This is a genomic window from Vibrio sp. 1402 (assembly GCF_033340275.1).
This window is the reverse complement of record NZ_JAWOWE010000005.1, coordinates 129713-154763: the sequence shown is the minus strand read 5'-3', so window position 1 is coordinate 154763 and position 25051 is coordinate 129713. Positions and strand designations below refer to the sequence as shown.

Genomic DNA, 25051 nt, shown 5'->3' with positions numbered 1-25051 from the left:
AGACAATAGGGCCTTTAATTAAGGTTACATTATGAAAATTAAAGCATTATCAAAGCTAAAGCCTGAAGAAGGCATCTGGATGACTGAGGTTGATAAACCTGAAGTTGGCCATAACGACATTCTGATCAAAATTAAGAAAACCGCTATCTGTGGTACAGACGTACACATCTACAATTGGGACGAATGGTCACAAAAGACAATTCCAGTGCCTATGGTTGTCGGTCACGAATACGTGGGTGAAGTGGTTGCGATTGGTCAGGAAGTTCGTGGCTTTGAAATCGGTGACCGCGTATCTGGCGAAGGTCACATCACGTGTGGTCATTGTCGTAACTGTCGTGGCGGCCGTACTCACCTATGTCGTAACACGATTGGTGTGGGCGTTAACCGCGAAGGCGCATTTGCAGAATACCTGGTTATCCCAGCGTTCAACGCGTTCAAGATCCCAGACGAGATCTCTGACGACCTAGCGTCTATCTTTGACCCGTTTGGTAACGCAGTACACACAGCACTTTCTTTCGACCTAGTAGGCGAAGACGTGCTTATCACAGGTGCTGGCCCAATCGGTATCATGGCAGCGGCAGTAGCAAAGCACGTTGGTGCTCGCCACGTAGTGATCACAGACGTGAACGAATACCGTCTAGAACTTGCTCGTAAGATGGGTGTAACACGCGCAGTAAACGTGGCTGAAGAGAAGCTAGAAGACGTAATGGCTGAGCTAGGCATGACAGAAGGCTTCGACGTTGGTCTAGAAATGTCTGGTAACCCAGCAGCATTCAACTCAATGCTAACCACAATGAACCACGGTGGTCGCATTGCACTACTCGGTATTCCACCGTCAGACATGGGTATCGACTGGAACCAAGTTATCTTCAAAGGCTTGGTGATCAAAGGTATCTACGGTCGCGAAATGTTCGAAACGTGGTACAAGATGGCTTCACTGATCCAATCTGGTCTGGATCTATCGCCAATCATCACGCACCACTACAAGATTGATGACTTCCAAGAAGGCTTCGATGTAATGCGCAGCGGTATGTCAGGCAAAGTTATTCTTGATTGGGAATAACTTATTCAAGTAAGAAATGCGCTCCTTTTGGGGCGCATTTTTGTTTCATGAAGATTTTTGTTTCGGGAAGAAATGGTCGCCAATCTTTTCTAAACTTCTCGTATCGTTCTGCTACTTTTTTAGATTTTTTCCACTCAACTTCACCCTACCTTCTAACTCATTGTCGATTCTATATTTGGAACAAGATAATAACCATTTGTTTTTGGTGGTTATTATTTAGCATTACATGCTTAAAAATCGTCACTTTTAAGTTTAATATTTTTATTTGCTGTTCGTCTTTATCCTTATCCTGCTTCTTTTTATTGTTTTACATTTTATATGCATTTGGTTTGTCATAATTGAGCTATAACTAATAAAAAGGTTACCGATATACAGTGGAATGTAAAAATGGAGCTTTATATGAAAAGATTTTATCTGATGATGCCTCTGCTCTTAACCTCATTTAGTTGGCAAGCGAGTGGAGCGTCAGTTAGCGGTACGATTGATGTTTCAATTAACCTTGTACAAGGTTGTGTGATTAATGGAAATAATGCGGTAGATGCAGCTTCTGGCGTTGGCTTTGGCTCACTCGCCTTTGGAGACGTGCCTGCAATCTTCAGTGAACAAGATGGTGTGGTAAATGGTGGTAGTGCGACGGGTATTGAAGTGCTTTGTAGTAACGGTGTGACACCGACGTTTACATTGGGCACCGGATTGTATGATGCAAGTGCGACCGTTGGTACCTATGCGATGTCAAATGGCGCGCAATTTATTGATTATACGTTGTTTACCGACTCAGACCGAAGCACACAAATTATACAAGGCGGGACGGTAGCTCTGTCTGAATTTACTAGTGCAACATCGCAAACTATTGAGCTTTTTGCGAAAGCTTACGGTACGAGCAGCATTGCCGGTACATACTCCGATACCATCAGTGTGACGCTAAGCTGGTAAAACGTGACGCTGGTTGTTAGGGGCTTTTCACTTGTCGCGATGAGTTTGTGCTCTTTAACTGTGCTGGCTGATGCGACACAAACTTTTCAGGTGTCTGCCACCGTAGATACAGGTTGTTTGATTAACGGCGTAGTACAAGAAGAAAGCGCAACCCAAGCCGGGCAAATAGGCACGTTAGATTTTGGTGAGCATTCTTCAGTTTACGCGACGGAAGTACAAGGCAGCATCACTTACAGTTCATCACTCACATTAAGCTGTACTCCGGGTATTACGATGAATGTTTCCGTAAATGGCGGGATGAATGCATCGGATGGTGTACGTAAGCTAAAGCACAGTGAAGAAGCGACAACGGTAGATTACTTTTTGTTCCAGGATCTAAATTACACGCAGGTGCTTGATATTGACACGCAATATTCCGTCGATACTGACCAAGACCCAGATAATATTCAGTTTCCTATCTGGGCAAAGGCGACAATAAATGGGAATGAAATGGCTGGAATTTATATGGATACGCTTACGCTGACATTAGAGTGGTAAGTGAACTTTGGAGGGGTGAAATGGAATTCATACTCAAAAAACTATTATTAATAGCCTTCCTTTTTGTTTTTTTCTCAAATGCCAACGCTAACTCATTATTAATTTGGCCGATTTACCCCAAAATATCAGAGGAGAGCAATGCAACATCACTTTGGATGGTAAATAAAGGCAGTGTTGATTCTTATTTACAGGTGAGAATTTTTAAGTGGGAACAAAACGAAGGAGAAGATAGCTATTCAAGTCAAAGCCAGTTAATTGCAACCCCTCCGTTTGTCAAAATTGAACCAGGTGAAAAGCAGTTAATCCGCATCATCAACCAAGATGAAGCCTCTGCGGGTAAGGAGTATGCATACCGAGTGATCATAGATGAATTACCGCCAACTCAAAACCCTCAAACAGAATTGACGGAAAATGAACTCGCTGTAAAAGTCCGAATGCGTTACTCGATACCTTTGTTTATTTACGGGAAAGGGCTGACTGATACTCAAAAACCAAACCGTGACAGTGAATTATGGGATGATTTACAGGCACAGTTTATTAAGAAAAATAATCAGCGTTTTGTTCACATTAAAAATTCAGGAAAACACCATGTTCGCTTAGTGAATTTACAATTGAACCTACCAAATAAAGATCCTGTCGTTATTTCCGATGGACTAGCTGGCTATATTCTTCCTGAACAGTATAAGGTTTGGTCTATTCCCCATAGTAATGTCAGACCTATGAGTTTGAGCGCGAATATTGGAGGTAAACGTTACCAAATACCATTGAAGCAATAATGAATAGATTTAATACAATGAATGCTTTCTTTTGGTTGGTATTACTTAGCGTAACGTGGAGCAGTATTGGTCTTTGTGCAAATTCAGCAAACCACTTCTCTGAGCTACCGAGTCCTGAAAATTTCTCTTTAGAAAAGTTTGAGAATATCAGCCTCAATCTGGAGTTGGTGATCAATCAAAGAGCAACAGGGCTTGTTGCGAAAGTTGAGCGAGTTGGCGATCAGTTCTTTTTGCTCCGGGAGGACCTCATTTCAGTTGGGGTTACCGCCAAGTCGTTGCCTGGAACCGAAGAGAGACTTGAGGTTACGTCTATCCCAGGTGTTAACGTGCGTTACTTGCAATCGTCATTGCAACTTGCAATTGACGTACCGCCTAATTGGTTACCGATGCAGAACTTATCAGCGCAGGATATGGGGCGATTTTCCCCGGCTCAGTTTGGGCGTGGTGGCCTGCTTAACTACAACGTATTTGGTGTGTACGAGAACGAAAGCCGACAAAAGGAGGTTTCTATCAATCATGAAGTCAGAGCCTTTTCTGAGTTTGGCGTTTTTTCTACTACCGGGATATTTAAATCTAACTTTCATCGCGATGTTCAGTCCCAGCAAAGCAGCCAGTACACTCGTTTTGATACGAGTTACGAGTACGTCAATCAAGAGAAGCGAATTCGTATAGAGGTAGGGGACTATATTGTTCGCCCTTTATCTTGGAGCCAACCAGTAAGACTGGCGGGTATTCAGTTGTCGCATGATTTCTCTATGCGTCCGGATGTCGTGACGACGCCGTTACCTGCATTTTACGGTGAGGTCACAGCGCCCACTACGTTAGATTTGTTTATCAATGGCTTTAAAACTGACTCAATGAATGTTGGGCCCGGTCCTTTCATTATTAACGATATTCCAATGCTCTCTGGTGCTGGGGAAGCAACGGTAATTGCAACGGATGCTCAAGGTAAGCAAACGGTCATGACCAGCCCATTTTTTCTCTCTTCCGATCTACTCAAGACCGGATTTACATCTTACAGTGCGAGTATTGGTGCGATCAGAGAAAATTTCGGTAATGCATCTAACGACTATGGAGACGGTGGCGTGGTTACCGCTCTGCGTCATGGCATGACTGATTGGTTAACACTAGAAGCTCAAGCTGAAGCAAAAGATGACCTGATCGTTGCGGGGCTGGGCTTTGTCACCAATGCTTTCAACTTGGGTACGGTGGATGCCTCGTTTCGTGTGAGTAATTTTCAGGATCAATCTACCTCATATGCGCTAGGTTATAGTTATCAGTCTCGGCTGTTTAGCTTCGCTGCTCGAACTCAAGTAGAACAAGCCGACTTTTATACCTTATCTCATTTACCAAATTACGAAATGCTCGATGAAGGCAAGGACGCTTCACTCGCGTCGCGCCATCTATCACAAATCAGTATGGGAGTCCGTTTGGGAGATTGGGGCTCACTTTCTGGTGGGTACTTTGATATTCAACAATCCGACTCAGATTCACGTACCCTAAATCTTACTTATAGCTACGCTCTGCCTTTTAATATCAATATGTCCCTTTCTTACAACCATAGTATTGGTGGTCAGAGTGTTACGCTGGCGCAATTCTCTCTACCTTTCAGTTCTTTGGGGGGAAGTTCGGGGCTAACGCTGAAAAGAGAGGACGATGGCGATGTGCGAGGGCGAGTGGGTTACAGCCGCCTTGCGCCAATACGAGGTGGGTGGGGCGTCAATTTAGCGCATGATATTAACGAACACCCAGAAAACCGTAAACAGGCCGATTTGACCTACCGTGCGTCATGGGCGCAGTTCAGAGCGGGGTTAAATGGCACCAGTGGCGACTATGATTATTTTGCGGAAATGGCAGGTTCAGTCTCTACGTTGGATGGAGAAATATTCCCAGCGAATGAAGTGTATGACAGCTTTGCGGTAGTGAGCACCAGTGGTTTTGAAGGTATTCCGGTTAAATATGAGAATCAAATTGTCGGAGTGACAGACGATGAAGGTTACCTACTTGTTCCTTGGGCTACGGCGTATTACACCGCCAAATATGAAATCGATCCACTTAATTTACCAGCCAATGCTGCGTTTTCTGCAACAGAGCAGTTTGCCTCGATACATTCGGGCTACGGCTACCTGTTAGAGTTCCCAATAGAGCTACAAATTGCACTGAGCATGACGGTGGTAGACGAAAATCATTTGTTCCTTCCGATTGGTACATATGGCCGCTCAGAAACGGGCTTAACAAGCCAAATTGGTTGGGATGGTTTTACCTACTTTGAAGGCGTTGACCCAGGCCGCTACATTCAGTTTTATCCTCAAGGACAGTCGCCATGTAAAGTGTTTATTGAGGGGTTGTATCAGCGTGACAGTCAAAAAATACAAACATTGCCTGAGCAGGTTTGTATCAAAGCCGAAGAAGAGATCGCACTATGATTTTGCGCAGCTGGTTTGCTAGCCTACTTCTCTTTTTCTCGTGCTCGACAATGGCTTGTCAGCTCACGGCGGCAACACCTTTAATCTTGTTTGGCAATGTTTCTTCGTTTACTGTTTCAAGCTCTCAGCAGCAAAGCTCAGCTCAGCCTCATGCGGGGATTACGTGTGACTTTTCTACACTTGTGTCTTTGTTAAGTGGCGACTACGTATCAGCAACGTTTAACAGTATAAATAATGGTTTGCTATTAAATGAGGATGATCCGAGTTCGGAGCTCAGCTATCGGATTTTTGGCGATCCAGGTCTTTCACAAGAGTATGAATTCGGCCAAACTTACAATTTTTTTGAAATCGGGTTACTCGATTTACTCGGGTTGTTTGGCTCTCAAGCTGAGTTTCCGCTCTATGCTCGGACGGGAGTAGGCAGTAATCTTTCCGCTGGGACTTATAAAGACCAAATCACCGTATCCTGGATTTGGGATTACTGTAAGGGTATCGGGGTTCTAGGGGTATGCATTGGCCGCGCCAATGGCAGCGCTCAAAGCGTGATTACGGTTGAGTTTGAAGTGACCCCTGATTGTATGATCACGGCGCCAGATATTGATTTTGGTTCGTCCCCATTAGTGGCCGGTTTTGAGCCAGTCAGTCAGGTTATATCGTTAACTTGTACCAAGAATAGCTCCTTCTCCATTGGCTTGAATGACGGCCTAAATGCGTCCGGCGGTCAGCGGCGAATGATTTCTAGTGGTCACTATTTGGAGTATGAAATCTATAAGTCATCAACGATGGAGCGCTGGGGAGGAACCAGTTCTGAACGTCGTGAACACAGTGACGTCGATACTGGCGGCTCCATTCCGGATGGTATCACGCCACAGAATTATAATTATCGCGCGCAGATACTAACCAGCCAAACGACCCCTCCTGCAGGTACTTACACCGACTCAATAATCGTTGACGTTCAATTTTGAGCATCATGTCAATTACATCATTAGAGGCTTCTATTCCAAAAATCTTTTGTAATCATAGTTTTCACTCTGTCACTGCTTAATTTTGTGAGATTAGTATGGCTTTATTCTCACGGAATTTAACTTTCAGAAATAAGGAAAATGATGAAGAAGTCACTAACAACATTAGGTTTGGCACTGGTATTTACAGGAACAGCTTATGCAGCAAGCTGGGGCTACGAGGGAAACCATGGGCCAGCTCATTGGGGTGAGTTTGCATCTGAGTGCGCGAAAGGTCAAAACCAGAGCCCAATCAACATTGAATCGGCGACCGAAGCGAAGCTAGAAAAATTGGATTTCGACTACGAAGGTAAGGCAATTTCACTGCTGAACAACGGTCACACTTTACAGACTGGTTTAGAAGGTAAAAACACACTCACCATTGATGGTAAAGAGTTTACGTTGAAACAGTTCCACTTCCATACGCCATCTGAAAACCATGTGGATGGTAAAGAATACCCACTAGAAGTACACTTTGTGCATGCCGACAAAGTAGGTCATCTAGCTGTTGTCGCGGTGTTCTTTAAACTGGGTGACGCGAACCCAGATTTAGCTAAGATGCTAGCTAACATTCCAACTAAAGATCAAGATGTTACCATCAAGGTTCCATTTGATGCTGATGCCCTTATCCCAAGTGATAAAGACTACTACCGCTTTAACGGCTCACTAACGACACCACCATGCTCTGAAGGTGTGCGTTGGTTGGTGATGAAAGAAGCACAAACTATTTCTCCTGAGCAGATAAAATCTTTTTCGGAAGTAATGCGGAAAAACAATCGCCCAATCCAACCGCTGAATGCACGTATGGTGTTAACGCAACAATAACCACTTCATGCGAAGAAAAATAAAAAGCCCGCTTAAACACAGCGGGCTTGATTATTGGGGTATTGGTGAGAACTAGAAGCCGTGATCTTCTTGCTCTTCCGATTTTACCATTTGTATAGGGTCGAGCTTAAGCGTCTGAGTAGGGAACGCGATATCTGCATCGTGCTCTTTAATGATGTTGATTACCTTAAGCAGTATGTCCTGCTTAACCTCATGGTATCTCACCCAATTCACGGTTTTAGTAAAGGTATAGATAAAGAAGTGCAATGATGATGGACCGAATGTATCGAAATTAACGATAAGTGTTTGGCGTGCATCAATGTCTTTGTGATTTTTCAGCATTTCTTTTACCGCGGTGATAATTTGCGGCATTTTTTCTGCATCGTCGTAACGAAGTCCAATTTTTTCGTAGATACGTCGGTTCAGCATGCGAGATGGGTTTTCTACGACAATGCTGCTAAACACTGAGTTTGGTACATACAGTGGACGCTTATCGAAAGTTCGGATAATGGTCATGCGCCAGCCAATGCGTTCTACTGTCCCCTCTATTTGTCGGTCTGGAGAACGGATCCAATCGCCAACTTTAAATGGACGATCGAAGTAGATCATAAGACCTCCAAAAAAGTTAGACAGCAAATCCTTCGCCGCTAAACCGACGATCAAACCACCAACACCACCGAAGGTAAGGAGGCCCGATAGTGACAGACCAAATGCCTGCATTACGGTTAGAATTCCGACGGTAATAAAGAACAGGCGCGCGACCTTAGCTATCGCTTGTACTGTTGTTTCATCTCGGTTCTTTTGTTCGAGAACATGCTCTTCAACATTGGTAATGAGCCGCATAACGGTCCATACGAAGATGCTGATGATTAAAATCAGTTTCAGCGTACTTAACCAGTTTATTTTATCGTTGAGCTCGCTCTCCAATATGATGCCGATAGAGACGGTTGCTGGCCAACACCAAATGAGTGTACTGACTGGCGCTTTTAGCGCATCAAGCAACATATCATCCCAGTGGAAGGGCGTTTTCTCTACGAGCGCAGCGAGGCGAGAGCGAATCAGCCGCCAAGCTATCCAAGCTATAAAGCTAGCGAGCGTAATGAAAAGGACGCTCCCACTCCAATTTTGATGAGACGTTTCAATGTAGCTTTGTAATTCGGTAAACCACTGTGGCATATGTAACTTATTTCTAGTGAACCATGGAAGGAAAGGTAGCAGATATTACTCCTTCACCCCAGTGATTTCCTTTAAATCATTTACTTATGTCTAAACCGTCCGAGATGGACTTTTCCTTCCGATGACAAGAGAGTCACCTCAATGTTCTGTTGAGCGACCGCCTCATGCATGTTCAGAGGTACGCTACCAATGATTGAGGGTTGATATTTGGACGATCAATTATAACTTCTCTGACTTATCGCTAACATTTATCTTAAGCAAGTGTGAGAGTGTATTGGCTCTTGAATTAGCGGAGGCAGATATGGAATTTACAGAGCTGGATCGAAACGCGCTCTACGACATCTGGATGTCACAAAAAGCCAAAATGCACATCACTCAAATGGAAATGGCGAAGCGCCTTGGTTTGAGTCTACACGAGTTTTCTGGCTTGTTACGTGGTAATTCTCCACTGACGCTAGGTTTTGTAAAACAGCTATGCGAGCAGCTACATGTACGTCCTGGTCAGGTGATTCCGTCTTTGACGGAGCGTGACCTATCTGCATCTGGTACCGTTTATTTACAAAATCGTGTGACGGTGGATGGCGATATCAGTAACGTGTTTATCGACGGAAACCAAGTCGTGATCGAGTACGTTCACCAAGTTAGCTAGCTTGCTCGTCAAATTATCGGGTTGAAGAGCAATAAAAAACGAGCCACTGTTGGCTCGTTTTTTCGTTTCTGTTTTGCTCGATTGCAAAGATTATGGGATTTTCACTAGCGAATCGCGTGAAAGATCCGCGATAGACTTAGCGCCAGTCAGCGTCATTGCTACACGCATTTCTTTATCGTACAGATCCAGTAGATTTTCAACGCCTGCTCCGCCTTGTGCTGCCAATGCGTACACAAATGAACGGCCAAGAAGCGTACAGTCTGCACCAAGTGCGAGCATACGAACGACATCAAGACCAGTACGAATACCAGAGTCTACGAAGATCTTAAGATCACCTTTTACCGCATCCGCAATGCTTGGTAGTGCTTTAGCGCTTGAAAGTACGCCATCTAACTGACGGCCACCATGGTTAGATACCACAATGCCGTCCGCGCCGAAACGTACCGCATCTTTCGCGTCTTCTTCATCTAGAATGCCTTTGATAACCATTGGACCATCCCAAAAATCACGAATCCACTCAAGATCTTTCCAGGAGATAGAAGGGTCGAAGTTTGCGCCTAACCAGCCGATGTAATCTTCTAGCTTTGTTGGTTCGCCACGATAAGTTGAGATGTTACCTAAGTCGTGCGGTTTACCAAGTAGACCCACATCCAGCGCCCAGCTTGGGTGGCGCATCGCCTGGAATACACGACGCATGGCCGCGTTAGGGCCACTCATACCTGAATGCATGTCACGGTAACGTGCGCCAGGAACTGGCATATCAACGGTAAACACCAGCGTTGTTACGCCTGCTGCTTTTGCACGCTCAAGTACGTTCTTCATAAAGCCACGGTCTTTAAGTACGTAAAGCTGGAACCACATTGGACGTTCAATTGCAGGTGCGACTTCTTCAATCGGACAAACCGAAACAGTCGACATAGTAAACGGGATGCCTTTTTTCTCGGCTGCTTTTGCTGCTTGCACTTCGCCTCGGCGCGCGTACATACCAGTTAGACCAACAGGAGCTAGCGCGATTGGCATTGCCAGTTTCTCACCGAAGATCTCGGTTTCGAGGCTCAAATCTGTCATATCGCGTAGGACGCGTTGGCGAAGAGCGACATCACCTAAATCGTCAGTATTACGCTTCAGCGTGCGTTCGTCGTAAGAGCCGCCATCAATATAATGGAATAGAAACGGGGGAAGCTTGGCTTTCGCGGCAGCGCGGTAGTCAGTAGAAGCTGAGATAATCATAATGGTGTCCTAGCGGTTATTCTAAGCAAAGTTGTGGAGCAATTTGCTCTTTCGTTGAGCCTTCATCGCAAAGCAGTGAAGACATCAAAATGAGTATAGTTACCTATGGTTCACTTACGTTTGAATCGGTGATGTTGGTAACCCATTTACATAATTGGTTGAAAAATTTTATTAAATCACTCAATCAGTTATGCAAACTGGAAAGGGTGACACAGCTGTCGGGGGAATTGATGTAGCAAGCTAAATCAACATGTCGGGGTAGTAGTGCAGACAGCTGTGTCAAATTAGGCAGGGCTGTAAACCCTGCATTTCGCGTTACTTCATTAAGACATCTGTCATTTGGAAGCCATAAATCAGCACCAATCCAATAATGCCTGTCATTACAATGTAGTAGAACGTAGGGATAATCGTTTTACGCAATGTTGCGCCTTCTCGACCAAGCAAACCTACCGTGGCTGATGCGGCAACAACGTTGTGAATCGCAATCATGTTACCTGCAGCAGCACCGACGGCCTGGAGTGATACAACAATCACACTCGAAATAGACAACGTTTGTGCCACTTCGAATTGGAACTGGCTGAACATCATATTTGATACCGTGTTTGAGCCAGCGATGAACGCACCCAGTGCACCAACGGTGGCACTCAGCGCTGGGAACGCAGAACCAACAAGGTCAGAGGCGAAGTTTGCGGTTGTGACGGGCATACTTGCTAGGTCAGCACCGTTGATGCCTGAGTTGATAAAGATACGAACCATCGGAATGGTAAATACCAAGACAAAACCCGCCCCAATCAGTGTTTTGCTTGACTCGCCAAACGCTTCACGCAATGGCTTTACACTGCCGCTTTGTAACATTGCAGCAAGTAGTGCGACAAACACCAGAATGCCACCAGGAAGGTATAACGGCTGAATAGCAGCGCTAACGCCAGTCTCACCAAGAATGTTGCTGAACGACAAACTTACGCTTTGTACAAAGCCTTTCAGCTCAGGGCTAACGCGGCTTGCGACGAGAATAACTGCCAGCATTACATATGGAACCCAAGCTTTTACGATGCTCATTGGCTTGCCCGGATTGTCGTTTAGATCGACTTTTAGCGAGCCTAACCACTCTGCAGGCCATTTGTCTTCGCTTTCGAAATCCCACTTAGTCTTTGGTACTAAGAAGCCTTTTTTCGCTGCGGTAACAACGATAGACAGACCAACCAAACCACCGATAAGTGAAGGGAACTCTGCGCCCAAGAATACGCCGGTTAACGCGTATGGAACGGTGAAAGAGACACCAGCGAATAGCGCAAATGGTAGAATATCCAGGCCTTCACTCCAGCTTCTGTTCTTGCCGAAAAAACGTGTTAACATCATCGCCATTAATACTGGGATCATCGTACCTACGACTGCGTGAATGACAGCAACGTGCGCTGTGATATCTTGCAGGTACATTTCCCACGTTGCACCTTGTGCGGCCAACGACTCACTGATGTTATGGGTGTCTAAACCTTTGTTTACACCTACGATGATAGGCGTGCCTACCGCGCCGAATGAAACAGGCGTAGACTGAATCATCATGCCCATTAGGACAGCGGCTAGCGCAGGAAAGCCGATTGCAACCAGTAGTGGTGCAGCGATTGCTGCCGGGGTACCGAACCCAGAGGCGCCTTCAATGAACGAGCCAAAACACCAAGCAATGATGATGGCTTGTACACGGCGGTCAGCCGAAATATCGGTAAATCCATTACGGATTGTGGTGATCGCTCCAGTGTGTTTTAAAGTGTTGAGCAAGAAGATGGCACCAAACACGATCCATAGAACAGAGACAGTAATGCCCAGTCCTTGGAATACGGAGGCCAGTACGCGATTGGCTGACATATCCCAAAACATTAGTGCGATAGCGACGGTTAGACCGAACGCAACAGGCATGGCTTTTTTAGCAGGCCAGTTGAGACCAACCAATAAGATGGCGGCAACAACAATTGGCGAAAATGCCACTAGGGCAAGTAGGGTTTCACTCATTTGTACATCCTTCGTACGCTGACTTCTCGAACGGTGTCAATCCGCTGTAGAGGTGACTTTTTGTTGTAATGGTTTTGTTAATTTGGCGTGAATTTACTCCTTTATTTTTTGTTGATATAGGGAAATAATGAAAATAATTAATTCCAAAAGTGACATAATGGTATGAGAGCAGACGACTTAATCCTATTTTCTCAAGTAATCGAACTTGGCAGCTTTAGTAAGGTTGCAGAGGCAAATAACCTTACAAATTCGGTAGTTAGCAAAAGAATGGCGAGGTTGGAGGAAGAAATAGGGGCTCAGCTATTATATCGAACAACGCGCAAATTAACCTTGACCGAGGCAGGTAAGGTGTTACTCCACAGTGCTAAAAATGTGAAGCAGGCCACTCAGGAGGCTATGGATGCTGTTGCAGGCTTTGGAGAGAATGTGAGCGGTCATATAAAAATGTCCGTGCCGTGTATCTCTGGAGATTTGATACTTGCTGATGCTGTTGCCGAGTTTTGTAACCTTCATCCGGGTCTGACCGTGGACATGTCATTGGATAATCGCTTTGTCGATTTAGTGGCTGATGGTTACGATTTAGTCATTCGAACTGGCTACCTAGCTGACTCTAGTTTGATCGCACGACATATTCTCGATTCCCAATGGGTGGTATGCGCGTCACCTTCTTATATTGCGAAAAATGGGAAACCGATCGAGCCGATTGATCTCACCACGCACAATTGTCTGCAATACGCTTACCAAACCACAGGTGCAACGGATTGGGAGTTTAAAGGAGAAGATGGCAATTACATCGTCAAAGTATCGGGCTGCTTTTCTACTGATAACGCGACCGCATTACGTAAAGCCGCTCTGGGCGGCCATGGTATTGCTTACGTCCCGCGCTGCTTGGTGTATCACGATATTCGTAATGGTCAACTGGTGGATATTTTTCCTGAATTAGTAGGTAAAAAGTTGGGTATCTACGCGGTGTATCCGTTTACTCGTCAACCACCGAACAAAGTGAAGCTGCTTATTGAGCACATTCGTGACCGGTACTTAACGATATCTCATTATTTCTAGGTTCTTCATAGATTTAAAACAATGTCGTTGAAATCAAAATTGGGTGCTCTAAGGTAATCACCGCAATAAAACGATTGAAGATAAACAACTTAATAAAAACAACGGAGTAACACGGACGTTATGCATTACCCAAAAACACGTAAAGATTCTGTCGTGGACACTTATTTTGGTCACGACATTGCCGACCCTTATCGCTGGTTAGAAGATGATCGCAGTGAAGAAACCGCACAATGGGTTTCGGGTCAAAATTCGGTCACCTTCGATTTCCTTGGTCAGATACCGTACCGCCAACAAATCCGTGACTTAGTGGCGAACAGTCAAAACTACGAAAAATATTCCCAGCCATTTGTACGTGGTGACTACACCTACTTCTACAAAAACGACGGTTTGCAAAATCAAAGCGTATTGTATCGACGTAAAGGCGAGGGAGAAGCCGAGGTTTTCCTTGATCCAAATACTTTCTCCGAAGAGGGCACGACCTCTCTTGGCGAAGTCAGCTTCTCTAAAGACTACCGTTTGGTCGCGTATTCCATCTCGGAAGGGGGCAGTGATTGGCGTAAGATCTTTGTCATTGATACGGAAACCAAAGAACAGTTAGAGCCTGAGATTGTTGATGCGAAGTTTACGTCGATTTCTTGGCTGGGCAGCAAAGGCTTCTATTACTCAAGCTACGATAAGCCGCAAGGCAGTGAGTTGTCTGCTCGAACTGAGCATCACAAGCTTTATTATCATGAACTTGGTACCCCTCAATCTGAAGATAAAGTGATTTTTGGTGAGTTGGATACGCAAGTTCATCGTTATGTGTCTGGTACGACGACGACAGATGATCGCTTCCTCATTATTTCTGGCGCAGAATCTACATCGGGTAATCGTCTGTTTTATATCGATTTACAGTCTGACTCCCAAGCAATTGTGACGCTGCGCGATACAACGCAAGGCGACACCTACTTAATTGATAGCCAAGACGCAACCTTGCTGCTTTACACCAACCTAGACGCGCCGAATGGCAAAGTTGTCAGCTACAACACTCAGACAGAACAATGGGCTGACGTGATTGCTGAACAAGAACAGCCGTTAGAAATCAGCAAAGGTGGCGGTTATCTGTTTGCGACTTATATGGTAGATGTGCTTTCTAAAGTGCAGCAGTTTAACTACCAAGGTGAGTGGATTCGAGATGTACAATTGCCGGGAGAAGGCACGGCTTATGGTCTGGCGGGTAAAAAAGAAGAAACCACACTTTATTACACATTCACTAACTACGTGACGCCTCCGACGATCTTCTCATTTGATGTCGAATCTGGTGAATCCACACTGTTTCAGGAATCAAAGGCACCGTTCGATCGTAATGAGTATGAATCAAAACAGGTGTTTTACACCTCAAAAGACGGCACGCAAGTTCCGATGATCATTTCATACAAGAAGGGCGTTGCACTTGATGGTAGATCACCAACCATGTTGTATGGTTACGGCGGTTTTAACATCAGCCTTACTCCAATGTTTTCTGGCAATGTAGCCAACTGGCTAGAGTTGGGTGGTATATACGCTGTCGCCAACATGCGAGGCGGCGGTGAATACGGTAAAGCCTGGCACAACGCAGGCACTCAGCAGCAAAAGCAAAACGTGTTTGATGACTTTATTGCGGCGGCGGAATACCTGATTGAAAACGACTACACTAGCTCGGATCGCCTAGCGATTCGCGGTGGTTCTAATGGTGGTTTGTTAGTTGGAGCGTGTATGACGCAACGCCCTGAACTATTCAAAGTCGCGCTGCCTGCGGTTGGCGTGCTTGATATGCTGCGTTATCACACGTTTACTTCTGGAGAAGGCTGGAAGTATGACTATGGCACGTCGGAGCAAAGTGAAGCGATGTTCCAATACTTGCTTGGTTACTCTCCTGTTCACAATGTAAAAGAAGGCGTGCAATATCCTGCTACCTTGGTGACAACTGCTGATCACGACGACCGAGTTGTGCCAGCACATTCGTACAAATTTATTGCGGAGCTGCAAGACAAACAGCAAGGCGCTAATCCAGTATTAATACGCATTGATGTCAATGCAGGTCATGGTGCAGGAATGCCGCTGAGTAAGCAAATTGACCTCACCACAGACATGTATGCATTTACGTTACATAATATGGGTATTGAGTCGATTTAATGCCCTAGTTGTTCGAAGCTTCTGAGAATAAAAAAATGCCGCGACAGTGTCGCGGCATTTTTCATGGTTGGGGGAACTCAATTCATACTGTTTGCCAGTATTTGAGCCAGGTTGACTAAGTCTGACTCTTGAACCAACCAGTCTCGGCGGCCAAACCGAAAGGCAGCTACGCCATTCTTAAGACAAGATGAATTTATCACCTTTTCTTAATCCTAGTTTATGAATATGAAACTGTGATGAACCTAAGCCGCATTGTGCTGATTTTCACTGTTTTCAAGATCAAATGAGGCATCTATCAGTTTTTTCGTGTAGTCATTTTTAGGGTTTTGGAAAATCTTTTCGGCCGTACCTTGTTCCATGACCTCGCCCTTTTGCATGACTAGAACACGATCAGAGAGTGCTTTAACTACTGATAGATCGTGGCTAATAAACAAGTAGCCAATATTGTGTTTTTTCTGCAAATCTTTCAGAAGGTCAATCACTGTCAGTTGCACCGAGCGGTCTAATGCAGAGGTTGGCTCATCAAGCAGAATAAACGAAGGTTCAAGGATCAGTGCTCGCGCGATAGCAATACGCTGACGCTGGCCTCCTGAAAACTCGTGCGGATAACGGTTGATGGACGCGGGATCTAAGCGGACCTCACGGAGCACGTCGCGCGCTTTCTGCATACGTTCTTTTTTACTCAACATTGGTTGGTGGACAGTTAATCCTTCTGTGATGATCTCGCCGATAGTCATACGAGGAGAAAGCGAACCATAAGGGTCTTGGAATACCATCTGAACGTCTTTTTTCAGCTCAAAACGTTCTTTGTTTGTCAGCAAGGCCATATCTTGGCCTTTATATTCTATTTTGCCAGTTGAGGGCAGAAGACCTATCAAAGCTCGGCCGAGTGTAGACTTACCTGAACCGGACTCCCCAACGATCCCGAGGGTCTCTCCTTGTTTAAGCTCAAGAGAAATGCCTTTTACCGCTTCGAAGTACTCATTCTTGCTCGCAATAAAATGCGACTTTACCAAGAATTTGACTCGTATATCGTCGGCCTTTAAAAGCTGTGTAGCACTTTCGCTAATAGGCTCCTTACTGCCTTTAGGAATCGAGTTGATTAGCATACGTGTGTATTCGTGCTTTGGGTCCTCGAAGAGTGTTTGCGTTTCGCCTTCCTCGACGACTTCTCCTTTACACATCACAATGACACGATCTGCAAAGTGTTTTACGACGCCTAAGTCATGAGTAATAAATAGGATTGCCATGCCCATCTGAGCCTGAATTTCTTTAATCAGGTGCAACACTTCTGCTTGAACCGTGACATCCAACGCTGTTGTAGGTTCGTCGGCGATCAAAATATCGGGCTCGTTAATCAGTGCCATCGCAATCATGATGCGTTGCAATTGACCACCAGAAAATTCGTGTGGGTACTTGTTGTACGCTTTTTCTGGGTTTGGCATATGAACCAATTCAAACAGCTCTAACACCTTTGCTTTTGCTGTTCGTTTGTCGACCGGGCGGTGACACATGATGGCCTCAGCGACTTGGATACCCACCCGCATGTACGGGTTTAGTGAGGTCATCGGCTCTTGAAAAATCATGCCAATGCGATCACCGCGAATACTTTGCATTTCACGCTCTGTTTTATCCAAGATGGAGCTACCCTCAAACATGATGGATGAGCTTTCATGCAAAATAGCGTTGTCTGGCAGTAGTTTCATCAGTGCATTGGTTGATACTGACTTGCCAGAGCCAGATTCGCCAACGATGGACAGCGTCTCGCCTGCTTTTAAATCGAAGCTAACATTCTTTACTGCATCGACGATACCATCGTTTGTCGTAAAGCTGACTGATAGGTTGTTCACCGAAAGAATGGTTTTAGAAGACATCACAGATCCTTGTGGTTGATAAAGCAAATGATACTCAAGTAATGGACAGCACAAACCTAGTTGTCCTCAATGCTTGAGCTTTAGATTAATTATACAGGTGAGAAGGCGAAGATTTTGCCGAACTCATTGCTTGCAAATGTAAGAACTGCTCATGTGCGCGCGTTACGTGCTCGAGTTCTATCATCCATTGAGCATTACGTTGGGCAGAGCAAAATGCCGCCATGTGAGCTAACAAGTCTTCGCTCTGTTGACCAAGTAGGTGACCTACGCGCTCAATCAGTTCATGGCTCTCTAGCTGCAAAAATTGAAATAGCGCGTAAGTTTGATTGAGTATTGAGAACGCATCATGCTGTAAGCCGAGTTTGTTGAGAATCTCTGATTGCGTCACGCTGGCATCTCTAAGCCCCGTAATGAGACATACAAACTGGCAAGGTTTAGTTTGTGCATTTTCTAGCGCTAGATGAATGTGGTTGGGTAGATTGTTGAGCACGTCGTCATATAAACGATGAGCTTCTGGCCAATGGCCTTGTTCCATCAGTTGCTCCGCTTTTAAGTAGCGCATCCAGCATTGCTCAATATTCATATCCATCTCCACAACATTTGATTTGTTTAGATATTAAATGAAATTGATTATCAATTGCAAGTGCGTGTTAATATCACTTATGTGTTCATAAAATGTCCAATCAATCTAGGGTGGAAGGTAAATCACTTAAAATTAAGCAAATAATCTCTACACTCAAATAACGAAAATAAGAAAAAAGGAAGTGGATATGGCAATACTAAGATTGGAAGCTAAGCAGCTATATTCTGTAGCAGATCTAGAGAATATGCCATGTAAGTCGACCAAGGAGTTACCTCCAATTGATGAAATCGTGGGCCAAGAGCGCGCGCAAAAAGCGGTCGAGTTTGCGATGTCCATCAAAGAGAAAGGGTATAACATCTACGCCATTGGTCAGAATGGGCTAGGTAAACGCACCATGATCTTGCGCTATCTGAATCGTCACCAGCACGATGCAGCAGCCCTGTTTGATTGGTGTTACGTTGCGAACTTTGAGGATACCCGTACACCAAAGGTATTAAAGCTGCCTTGTGGTATCGGAAATAAGCTACGTGTTGATATTGAAGCTTTAATGGGCAAATTATTAAATGCTTTACCCCTAGCATTCGACAATGAAATGTACTTTAGCCGCGCTGAGCGATTAAAAAATCAATTGGCAGCTAAGCAACAAAACGAGCTGGATCGTATTAGTCGAGAGGCAAAAGAAAAGGGCATCAGCCTAACACTGACTACGCAGGGGGATTATCAGTTTGTCGCCATGAACGGTGATGAGCTTCATACGGAAGAGTCTTTTGATGTACTAAGCAAAAAAGAACAAGAGCAATTCAGCGATGCTATTGATGAACTCGAAGTGCGATTGCGCTCGATGGTTCGTGAGCTTACGGAGTGGGAAGAGACATACAGCGATAAAATCAAAAAGCTCAATGATGAAGTGACGCTTGATGTGATTACTCACTTCATCAAAAAACTCAAAGTGGATTACGCGCAATATTCCGAAATCAAAACCTACTTAACTGAGCTGCAAAAAGATATTGTTGAAAACGCAGATATCTTCCTTGACCAAAGTGGCGAGCAAGGCGAAATTGCGACGGCATCCTTGGATAAAAAATTGCCACGTCGTTATAAAGTGAATGTCTTGGTAAGCCGTAAAAGCAGCGAATTTCCTATCGTTGTTGAAGAAAATCCCAACTATCATTCACTCTTCGGGTCGATTGAGACTGCCACTTTCAAGGGAACGGTGTTTACCGACTTCTCGCTGATTCGTGCAGGGAGCTTGCATAAGGCGAATGGCGGCGTTCTATTAATGGATGCTCAGAAAGTACTTGAACAGCCTTACGTTTGGGATGGTTTGAAGCGCGCATTGCGTGCTCGTCAATTGAGTTTTACGTCTCTAGAAAAAGAAGTCACATTGACGGGAGCGGTATCACTCGATCCTGAACCGATTCCGCTTGATATCAAAATTATCTTATTTGGTGATTACCGAACTTACCAATTACTCCAACATTACGATCCAGAGTTCAGCGAGTTGTTCCGTGTGACGGCAGATTTCGAAGACGAAATGAAACGTACGCCGGAGTCTGAGCTGCATTACGCGCGCTTTATCTCTAGCGTGGTGCATGACAACAATATGCTGCATTGCGATCGCAAAGCCATTGCTCGGATCATCGAATACAGCTCACGTTTGTCTGGCGACCAATCCAAGCTATCTCTACATTCGGCTAATATCGCCAACTTGCTTCGAGAGTCGAACTACGTTGCTCGTCAAGCCAACTCCAACATGATCCGTATTGGGCATGTTGAAGAGGCGCTCAATAACCAAGAAATGCGAGTAAGCCGATTACGCGATAACGTAATGGAAACCTTTATTAACGGCACAACGCTGATTCGCACCGAAGGAGAAGCCGTAGGCCAAGTGAACGCACTTTCGGTATTGAGCACTAGTGACTACATGTTTGGTGCACCGAATCGCATCACAGCGACGACGTGTTACGGTGATGGGGATGTTATCGATATCGAGCGCAGCGTGGATTTGGGGGGCAGTATTCACTCTAAGGGCGTAATGATTTTGTCTGCCTACTTATCTTCCGTATTTGGTAAAACGGCACGAGTGCCATTAACGACAACCATTACCTTTGAGCAATCTTATGGTGGTGTTGATGGTGATAGTGCCAGCATGGCTGAGTTATGTGCGGTTGTGTCTGCTTTTTCAAAGCAACCAAACCGACAAGACATTGCGATAACAGGGTCGATGAATCAATTTGGTCAAGCTCAGCCTATTGGTGGCGTAAACGAAAAGATCGAAGGCTTTTATGATGTGTGTGTAATTAAAGGTCGTCATGACGGGCAGGGAGTCATTATTCCGCGCTCTAATGTTCACAATCTAATGCTTCGTTCCGACATCGTGAAAGCAGTCGAAAAAGGCGAGTTTAATATTTGGGCGATTGACCATGTTACTGAAGCTATCGAATTGTTTACGGGGAAAGTTGCTGGTGAGCCAACCGATGAAGGTTCTTATCCAATCGATACCATTTTTGGCCTTGCTCAAGCTAAGCTCAATTCGTTGAGAAAATAGGCTGAAACCGTCCTAAATGTGAATGTATCTCATCATAAGTGATCATAAGTTATCATAACGACAATATCCCGACGCCACTGTCGGGATATTGTCAATAACAGATTGAAAATGGAGAGTTTTTGTACTAGACAAAAGTGTGATCGACCTCTAATATTCGCCACTTGTTTATTCGTCTGGGATTTATCCCGTCGCAAGGAAGCATAGATATTCAAACTGCCGAAAAGTAACGTTGTTATAAGCACTGCTCGAGTTTGTTTGGATATAGACATCACGCATACAACTGAGGCCCTGTCATGCAGTTATCACTGAAAAATTTGTCAGTACGAACGCAAATTTTGGTTCCGGTATTATTTACCGCGATTGTTTTGTTTATTGCTCTTTGGATTACTAAAAACAACCTTCAAGCAGAGCAAGATGTTATTGCTTCCAACCAAGAATCTTTGGTTTTTCACAAAGACACATTGGCGAGTATTGACGACCAAATTTACCCTCTGCGCATAAGCGCGGTTTACGCTATTTACGATGCTTCTCGTCGTGAGAATTTTCTAACCGAATTGAAAGAAGGCTTAAAGCAAGTTGATGCCGATTTAAGCGCAATTGAAGCCCGAAACCTATTCCGTGACGATGCCGTTAAAGTTCGCCAAGCAATTGAATCCTATGTGCGATATTCAGAGCGCTCAGTTGCTTTCTTCAACCAATACGATCAAGGTTTGAAATCGGATAGCGAGTACCGTGCATTTGTCAAAGAGTATCGCAATGTTGGCCGAGAAATGGTCCAACAAATTAACACGCTATCAAAGCATGTAAACGAGCAAGCTGAACAATCTACTATCAGAAGTCATCAGCAAAATGAACGTGTGCAAAATAACGCTATGTTGACGGTTTTAGCGGTATTTGCTTTCTCATTGATAGGCGCTTGGTTCCTATCTGGCATGATTGTTACACCAATCCAAAAGCTGCAAGAAGTGATGCGTCAGTTAGCAATGGGTAATCTATCAGTACGTGCAGATGTCGATGGGGACAATGAGATCTCTAAGCTGAGCAAAGATGTAAACCAAACCGCAGAGCAGTTATACAACACTGTGGACCAGTTAACCCGTATTAGTGAGGAAGTTGCATCTGCATCGACCGAATTAGCTGCGGTAATGACGCAAGCGGAAGCGAACGCTCAACAAGAGTTGGCGGAGATCGAGCAAGTTGCATCTGCGGTTAACGAGCTTGCAAGCACTGCGAATAATGTGAGTGATAACGCGACCTCTGCTGACGCAACCGCGCGTGAAGCTGATGGACTTGCTCAATCAGGTTTGGCTATCTTCCAAGAAAGTGCGGAAGCAAGTGCGCAAATGTCTCAAGCATTGAACGATGCAGCGCAAGTTGTTTTGCGTCTAAAAGAGCAATCTGTACAGATCAACGATGTTATTGAAGTGATTCGCGGCGTATCTGAGCAGACCAACTTGCTAGCATTGAATGCTGCGATTGAAGCGGCGCGAGCTGGTGAGTCTGGTCGTGGTTTTGCGGTAGTAGCTGATGAAGTACGCATGCTAGCAGCGCGTACTCAAGACTCGACACAAGAGATCCAAACGATCATTGAAGAGCTTCAAGCGCAGTCTGGGCTGGCGAATGACAGTATGCAAGTCAGCCTTGATATGCTTAGCCGCAACAACGAGCTGACGCAACAAGCGAATGAGGCGTTGGTTGGAATTACCGAGTCGGTCGCCAACATCAACGATTCAAACACGCAAGTCGCAACCGCAGCCGAAGAGCAGTCTCAAGTTACTCAAGATATCAATCGCAACGTGGTTAACATGTCGGAGCTTGTAAACCAAAACGTAGCGGGCATCAGCCAAAGTGCAAGTGCGAGTACTGAGCTTTCATTACTTGCAGAGAAGCAGAAAGAGCAATTAAGTTTCTTTAAGCTTTAATTTACCATCTACTTATCAAATCTCTAAATCCCTGAGTGAATGCTCAGGGATTTTTTTGTTTGTAATAATCGGATTTATTATCAATAAGTCTATCTAAAACAGTCAGTTAACAAGATTTTTTGCGGGCAATATCACGTTTTGTGATATTGTTTTTACATTTTTTTCGTCAATTTTTTTTTGACGCGAACATTTTTTTTAACTCAACCGATAACTTGATGGTTGAGAGGTATTCATATCGTCATTTTAAGTGGTGTTTTCTTCTATAAGTGCTGTTTATTCAACACGTTGCGTGAAAAATAACAGCTGCTACTATGCCGCCAGTTTTCTCGTTGGTACAGAAAAGTCCTGTTTTTCTGGTGAGAAAACACATATAAAACAATGATATGGAAAATAACAATGAAATTAAAAACTTTAGCTGTAGCAGTGGCGCTAATGGCATCAGGATCTCAAGTTGTCGCTTCAGAACTATACAACCAAGATGGCACTTCTCTTGAGATGGGCGGCCGCGCTGAAGCGCGTCTTTCTATGATGGATGGTAAGGCAGAAGACCGTACTCGCATCCGTCTTAACTTCCTAGGCAAACAGGAAATCAATGAGAACCTATACGGCGTTGGTTTTTGGGAAGGTGAGTTTGTAACTGAAACTTATGATGTATTTGATTCTAAAGGTAACAAAGTTGGTGAGACAGACAGTCTTGAAACTCGTTACGCTTATGCGGGTCTGGGTGGCAAATACGGTGAAGTAACTTACGGTAAAAACGACGGCGCACTAGTGGTTCTTACTGACTTTACTGACATTATGGCTTACCACGGTAACACAGCAGCACTTAAACTGCCTGTTTCTGACCGTACAGATAACATGCTGTCTTACAAAGGCCAATTCGAGCAACTAGCTGTACGCGCTAGCTACCGTTTTGCTGATCGCACAACAGATGCACAAGGCTTTACAGACAACGAGGAAGATGGCTTCTCTCTATCTGGTGTTTACGCGTTTGCTAACACTGGTTTTGAACTAGGTGCTGGTTACGCAGATCAAAACGACAGCGATGAGTTCATGCTGGTAGCTGCATACTCTGTAGGTGACTTCTACTTCGCTGGTAACTACACTGGCGCGGATATGGATGTTGCAGGTAAGACTTTTGATTACAAAGGCTACGAACTAGCCGCTGCTTACACTATGGGTCAAACTGTATTCACTTCTACGTTCAACAAAGGTGAACTAGAAGACGCAGATACTGTAGAAAACCTAGCTGTTGATGTAACTTACTACTTCAAGCCTAACTTCCGTGGCTACGCATCATACAACTTCGATCTAATGGATAACGAAGGCGCGGCTGAAAAAGATGAGCTAGCGCTAGGTCTACGTTACGACTTCTAAGTCATGACTCTTATCTAAGATACTGCCTTATTCTTAGTAAATAAAAACCCCTTACTGAAAAGTAAGGGGTTTCTTGTTTTCTAGCACTTCAAAGCTTCTTGATAAGCGATAGGGGTTATCAAATCTATCTTTTTAGTGTGAGCTTAGTCCCATCAAATTTGAGGTGACTGAGGAGGTTTTTAGCGTTGTTTTTACCAACCTCATCAAACTCCATTCCGTAGCGAGCATAATGCGTTGATTTTTGTAAATTACAAATACGACCTCGCAACGGCGCTAGCATACGACTTTCTCCGGGCATCGTTAGATCCAATGAAACGTGGTCACCAACCTGAAGTGGTCGGCTCATTGGTGATGTTACAAAACGACAGCCACTACGAGATAAATCTCTTATTTCGCATTCAGTTCGATAGGCTTCTAAACAAACACGCGCTCTCAAATTTACTTCGTAACGCACTTCTTTGCGAAGCTGAAAGACCTGCATAGTGTTGGGTAGGTCTAGCACCAAAATTGGGTACGGATCGCCTAGTCGATGCTGTAATTGGGCCCGAAATGGGATAACGGCCCCTTCACCTCGATGAGAGTAGGCTTTTACATTGATCCAAAAGCCTTCTTGAAAATAGAACTTCAAGTCTTCATCGGAGATGTTCGGAACCTCTATCAATGCAGTATTATTTGAGTGACAGCCAACAAATGTGCTGGTTGTAATAAACTTTGTACCAACGGGGGTGGTGACGTTTAAGCTCACTTCACTGCCATGTTCGACCATTGCCATTGCATCGGTGCTATTTAATGTACTTGCCTGACGTTCTGGTGCCTTCTTGCTTTGCAGAGGTAGCTTGCCGTCTCTGGCAATTGGGCTCATATTTCTCATTATAATTGTCGTACCTGATGTAAGAAGGTAATCGCGT

General features: G+C 44.7%; 19 protein-coding genes. 13 read left to right on the top strand and 6 right to left on the bottom strand.

Annotated elements, in window-relative coordinates:
* The first annotated feature begins 31 nt into the window (after positions 1–31).
* From tdh to R7044_RS11680, 7 genes are all read left to right on the top strand, one after another.
* Positions 32–1063: an L-threonine 3-dehydrogenase gene (gene tdh, locus R7044_RS11710; protein WP_005394871.1), complete on the top strand. Its 1032-nt coding sequence runs from the start codon at positions 32–34 to the stop codon at positions 1061–1063.
* A 387-nt stretch (positions 1064–1450) separates the two neighbouring features.
* A complete protein-coding gene (locus R7044_RS11705) occupies positions 1451–1996 on the top strand; it encodes a spore coat U domain-containing protein (protein ID WP_005375099.1) in 546 nt (181 codons plus the stop codon).
* Between the two features lie 39 nt (positions 1997–2035).
* Positions 2036–2533 carry a spore coat U domain-containing protein gene (locus R7044_RS11700; RefSeq protein WP_033906710.1) on the top strand — a complete coding sequence of 166 codons (498 nt, stop codon included), beginning with the start codon at positions 2036–2038 and terminating at the stop codon, positions 2531–2533.
* Between the two features lie 20 nt (positions 2534–2553).
* Positions 2554–3309, top strand: coding sequence for a molecular chaperone (locus R7044_RS11695; RefSeq protein ID WP_169628864.1), 756 nt, complete (start codon positions 2554–2556; stop codon positions 3307–3309).
* Positions 3309–5735, top strand: a complete 2427-nt coding sequence (locus tag R7044_RS11690; RefSeq protein WP_405540575.1) for a fimbria/pilus outer membrane usher protein — start codon at positions 3309–3311, stop codon at positions 5733–5735. Before R7044_RS11695 ends, R7044_RS11690 begins: the two co-directional genes overlap by 1 nt.
* Complete coding sequence (locus R7044_RS11685) at positions 5732–6700, top strand: spore coat U domain-containing protein (RefSeq protein WP_225455590.1); 969 nt, start codon at positions 5732–5734, stop codon at positions 6698–6700. The genes R7044_RS11690 and R7044_RS11685 overlap by 4 nt, the downstream gene beginning before the upstream one ends.
* Positions 6701–6841: 141 nt before the next feature.
* Positions 6842–7561: a carbonic anhydrase gene (locus R7044_RS11680; RefSeq protein WP_225455619.1), complete on the top strand. Its 720-nt coding sequence runs from the start codon at positions 6842–6844 to the stop codon at positions 7559–7561.
* Between the two features lie 72 nt (positions 7562–7633).
* Here R7044_RS11680 and R7044_RS11675 read toward each other — a convergent pair whose 3' ends face one another.
* Positions 7634–8737, bottom strand: coding sequence for a mechanosensitive ion channel family protein (locus tag R7044_RS11675; RefSeq protein ID WP_065275477.1), 1104 nt, complete (start codon positions 8735–8737; stop codon positions 7634–7636).
* Positions 8738–9038: 301 nt separating this feature from the next.
* Between R7044_RS11675 and R7044_RS11670 the strand changes: the two genes are divergently transcribed.
* Positions 9039–9386, top strand: coding sequence for a helix-turn-helix domain-containing protein (locus R7044_RS11670; RefSeq protein WP_005375109.1), 348 nt, complete (start codon positions 9039–9041; stop codon positions 9384–9386).
* A 90-nt stretch (positions 9387–9476) separates the two neighbouring features.
* On the opposite strand, the gene lldD is transcribed toward R7044_RS11670, so the two are convergent.
* Both lldD and R7044_RS11660 read right to left on the bottom strand, forming a co-directional pair.
* Entirely contained in the window at positions 9477–10616 is a 1140-nt protein-coding gene (gene lldD, locus R7044_RS11665; RefSeq protein ID WP_005383962.1) for an FMN-dependent L-lactate dehydrogenase LldD, read from the bottom strand.
* A 315-nt stretch (positions 10617–10931) separates the two neighbouring features.
* On the bottom strand, positions 10932–12623 hold the full coding sequence (locus R7044_RS11660; RefSeq protein WP_005375111.1) for an L-lactate permease: 1692 nt from the start codon (positions 12621–12623) through the stop codon (positions 10932–10934).
* A 162-nt stretch (positions 12624–12785) separates the two neighbouring features.
* Here R7044_RS11660 and R7044_RS11655 point away from each other — a divergent pair, with 162 nt between their 5' ends.
* Positions 12786–13685 (top strand): LysR family transcriptional regulator, encoded by a 900-nt coding sequence (locus R7044_RS11655; RefSeq protein WP_005375112.1) that lies wholly within the window; start codon positions 12786–12788, stop codon positions 13683–13685.
* Positions 13686–13805: 120 nt separating this feature from the next.
* Entirely contained in the window at positions 13806–15839 is a 2034-nt protein-coding gene (locus R7044_RS11650) for a prolyl oligopeptidase family serine peptidase (RefSeq protein WP_017635487.1), read from the top strand.
* 242 nt (positions 15840–16081) lie between these two features.
* On the opposite strand, the gene R7044_RS11645 is transcribed toward R7044_RS11650, so the two are convergent.
* Together R7044_RS11645 and R7044_RS11640 are read right to left on the bottom strand one after the other, a co-directional pair.
* On the bottom strand, positions 16082–17713 hold the full coding sequence (locus tag R7044_RS11645) for an ABC transporter ATP-binding protein (protein ID WP_213916970.1): 1632 nt from the start codon (positions 17711–17713) through the stop codon (positions 16082–16084).
* 85 nt (positions 17714–17798) lie between these two features.
* A complete protein-coding gene (locus tag R7044_RS11640; RefSeq protein ID WP_005375116.1) occupies positions 17799–18296 on the bottom strand; it encodes a hypothetical protein in 498 nt (165 codons plus the stop codon).
* Positions 18297–18483: 187 nt separating this feature from the next.
* On the opposite strand from R7044_RS11640, the gene R7044_RS11635 reads away from it, so the two are divergent.
* From R7044_RS11635 to R7044_RS11625, 3 genes are all read left to right on the top strand, one after another.
* Positions 18484–20844 carry a Lon protease family protein gene (locus R7044_RS11635; RefSeq protein ID WP_005375118.1) on the top strand — a complete coding sequence of 787 codons (2361 nt, stop codon included), beginning with the start codon at positions 18484–18486 and terminating at the stop codon, positions 20842–20844.
* Between the two features lie 293 nt (positions 20845–21137).
* A complete protein-coding gene (locus tag R7044_RS11630; protein ID WP_005375120.1) occupies positions 21138–22766 on the top strand; it encodes a methyl-accepting chemotaxis protein in 1629 nt (542 codons plus the stop codon).
* A gap of 396 nt (positions 22767–23162) precedes the next feature.
* Positions 23163–24143 (top strand): porin, encoded by a 981-nt coding sequence (locus R7044_RS11625; RefSeq protein ID WP_005375122.1) that lies wholly within the window; start codon positions 23163–23165, stop codon positions 24141–24143.
* A gap of 124 nt (positions 24144–24267) precedes the next feature.
* On the opposite strand, the gene R7044_RS11620 is transcribed toward R7044_RS11625, so the two are convergent.
* Positions 24268–25014, bottom strand: a complete 747-nt coding sequence (locus R7044_RS11620; RefSeq protein ID WP_042521645.1) for a flagellar brake protein — start codon at positions 25012–25014, stop codon at positions 24268–24270.
* Between the last annotated feature and the right edge of the window lie 37 nt (positions 25015–25051).

Excerpts from the sequence above, each read along its gene's own strand:
- tdh (WP_005394871.1), top strand. The coding sequence starts at position 32 with ATGAAAATTAAAGCATTATCAAAGCTAAAGCCTGAAGAAGGCATCTGG.
- R7044_RS11705 (WP_005375099.1), top strand. The coding sequence starts at position 1,451 with ATGGAGCTTTATATGAAAAGATTTTATCTGATGATGCCTCTGCTCTTA.
- R7044_RS11700 (WP_033906710.1), top strand. The coding sequence starts at position 2,036 with ATGAGTTTGTGCTCTTTAACTGTGCTGGCTGATGCGACACAAACTTTT.
- R7044_RS11695 (WP_169628864.1), top strand. The coding sequence starts at position 2,554 with ATGGAATTCATACTCAAAAAACTATTATTAATAGCCTTCCTTTTTGTT.
- R7044_RS11690 (WP_405540575.1), top strand. The coding sequence starts at position 3,309 with ATGAATAGATTTAATACAATGAATGCTTTCTTTTGGTTGGTATTACTT.
- R7044_RS11685 (WP_225455590.1), top strand. The coding sequence starts at position 5,732 with ATGATTTTGCGCAGCTGGTTTGCTAGCCTACTTCTCTTTTTCTCGTGC.
- R7044_RS11680 (WP_225455619.1), top strand. The coding sequence starts at position 6,842 with ATGAAGAAGTCACTAACAACATTAGGTTTGGCACTGGTATTTACAGGA.
- R7044_RS11675 (WP_065275477.1), bottom strand. The coding sequence starts at position 8,737 with ATGCCACAGTGGTTTACCGAATTACAAAGCTACATTGAAACGTCTCAT.
- R7044_RS11670 (WP_005375109.1), top strand. The coding sequence starts at position 9,039 with ATGGAATTTACAGAGCTGGATCGAAACGCGCTCTACGACATCTGGATG.
- lldD (WP_005383962.1), bottom strand. The coding sequence starts at position 10,616 with ATGATTATCTCAGCTTCTACTGACTACCGCGCTGCCGCGAAAGCCAAG.
- R7044_RS11660 (WP_005375111.1), bottom strand. The coding sequence starts at position 12,623 with ATGAGTGAAACCCTACTTGCCCTAGTGGCATTTTCGCCAATTGTTGTT.
- R7044_RS11655 (WP_005375112.1), top strand. The coding sequence starts at position 12,786 with ATGAGAGCAGACGACTTAATCCTATTTTCTCAAGTAATCGAACTTGGC.
- R7044_RS11650 (WP_017635487.1), top strand. The coding sequence starts at position 13,806 with ATGCATTACCCAAAAACACGTAAAGATTCTGTCGTGGACACTTATTTT.
- R7044_RS11645 (WP_213916970.1), bottom strand. The coding sequence starts at position 17,713 with ATGTCTTCTAAAACCATTCTTTCGGTGAACAACCTATCAGTCAGCTTT.
- R7044_RS11640 (WP_005375116.1), bottom strand. The coding sequence starts at position 18,296 with ATGAATATTGAGCAATGCTGGATGCGCTACTTAAAAGCGGAGCAACTG.
- R7044_RS11635 (WP_005375118.1), top strand. The coding sequence starts at position 18,484 with ATGGCAATACTAAGATTGGAAGCTAAGCAGCTATATTCTGTAGCAGAT.
- R7044_RS11630 (WP_005375120.1), top strand. The coding sequence starts at position 21,138 with ATGCAGTTATCACTGAAAAATTTGTCAGTACGAACGCAAATTTTGGTT.
- R7044_RS11625 (WP_005375122.1), top strand. The coding sequence starts at position 23,163 with ATGAAATTAAAAACTTTAGCTGTAGCAGTGGCGCTAATGGCATCAGGA.
- R7044_RS11620 (WP_042521645.1), bottom strand. The coding sequence starts at position 25,014 with ATGAGAAATATGAGCCCAATTGCCAGAGACGGCAAGCTACCTCTGCAA.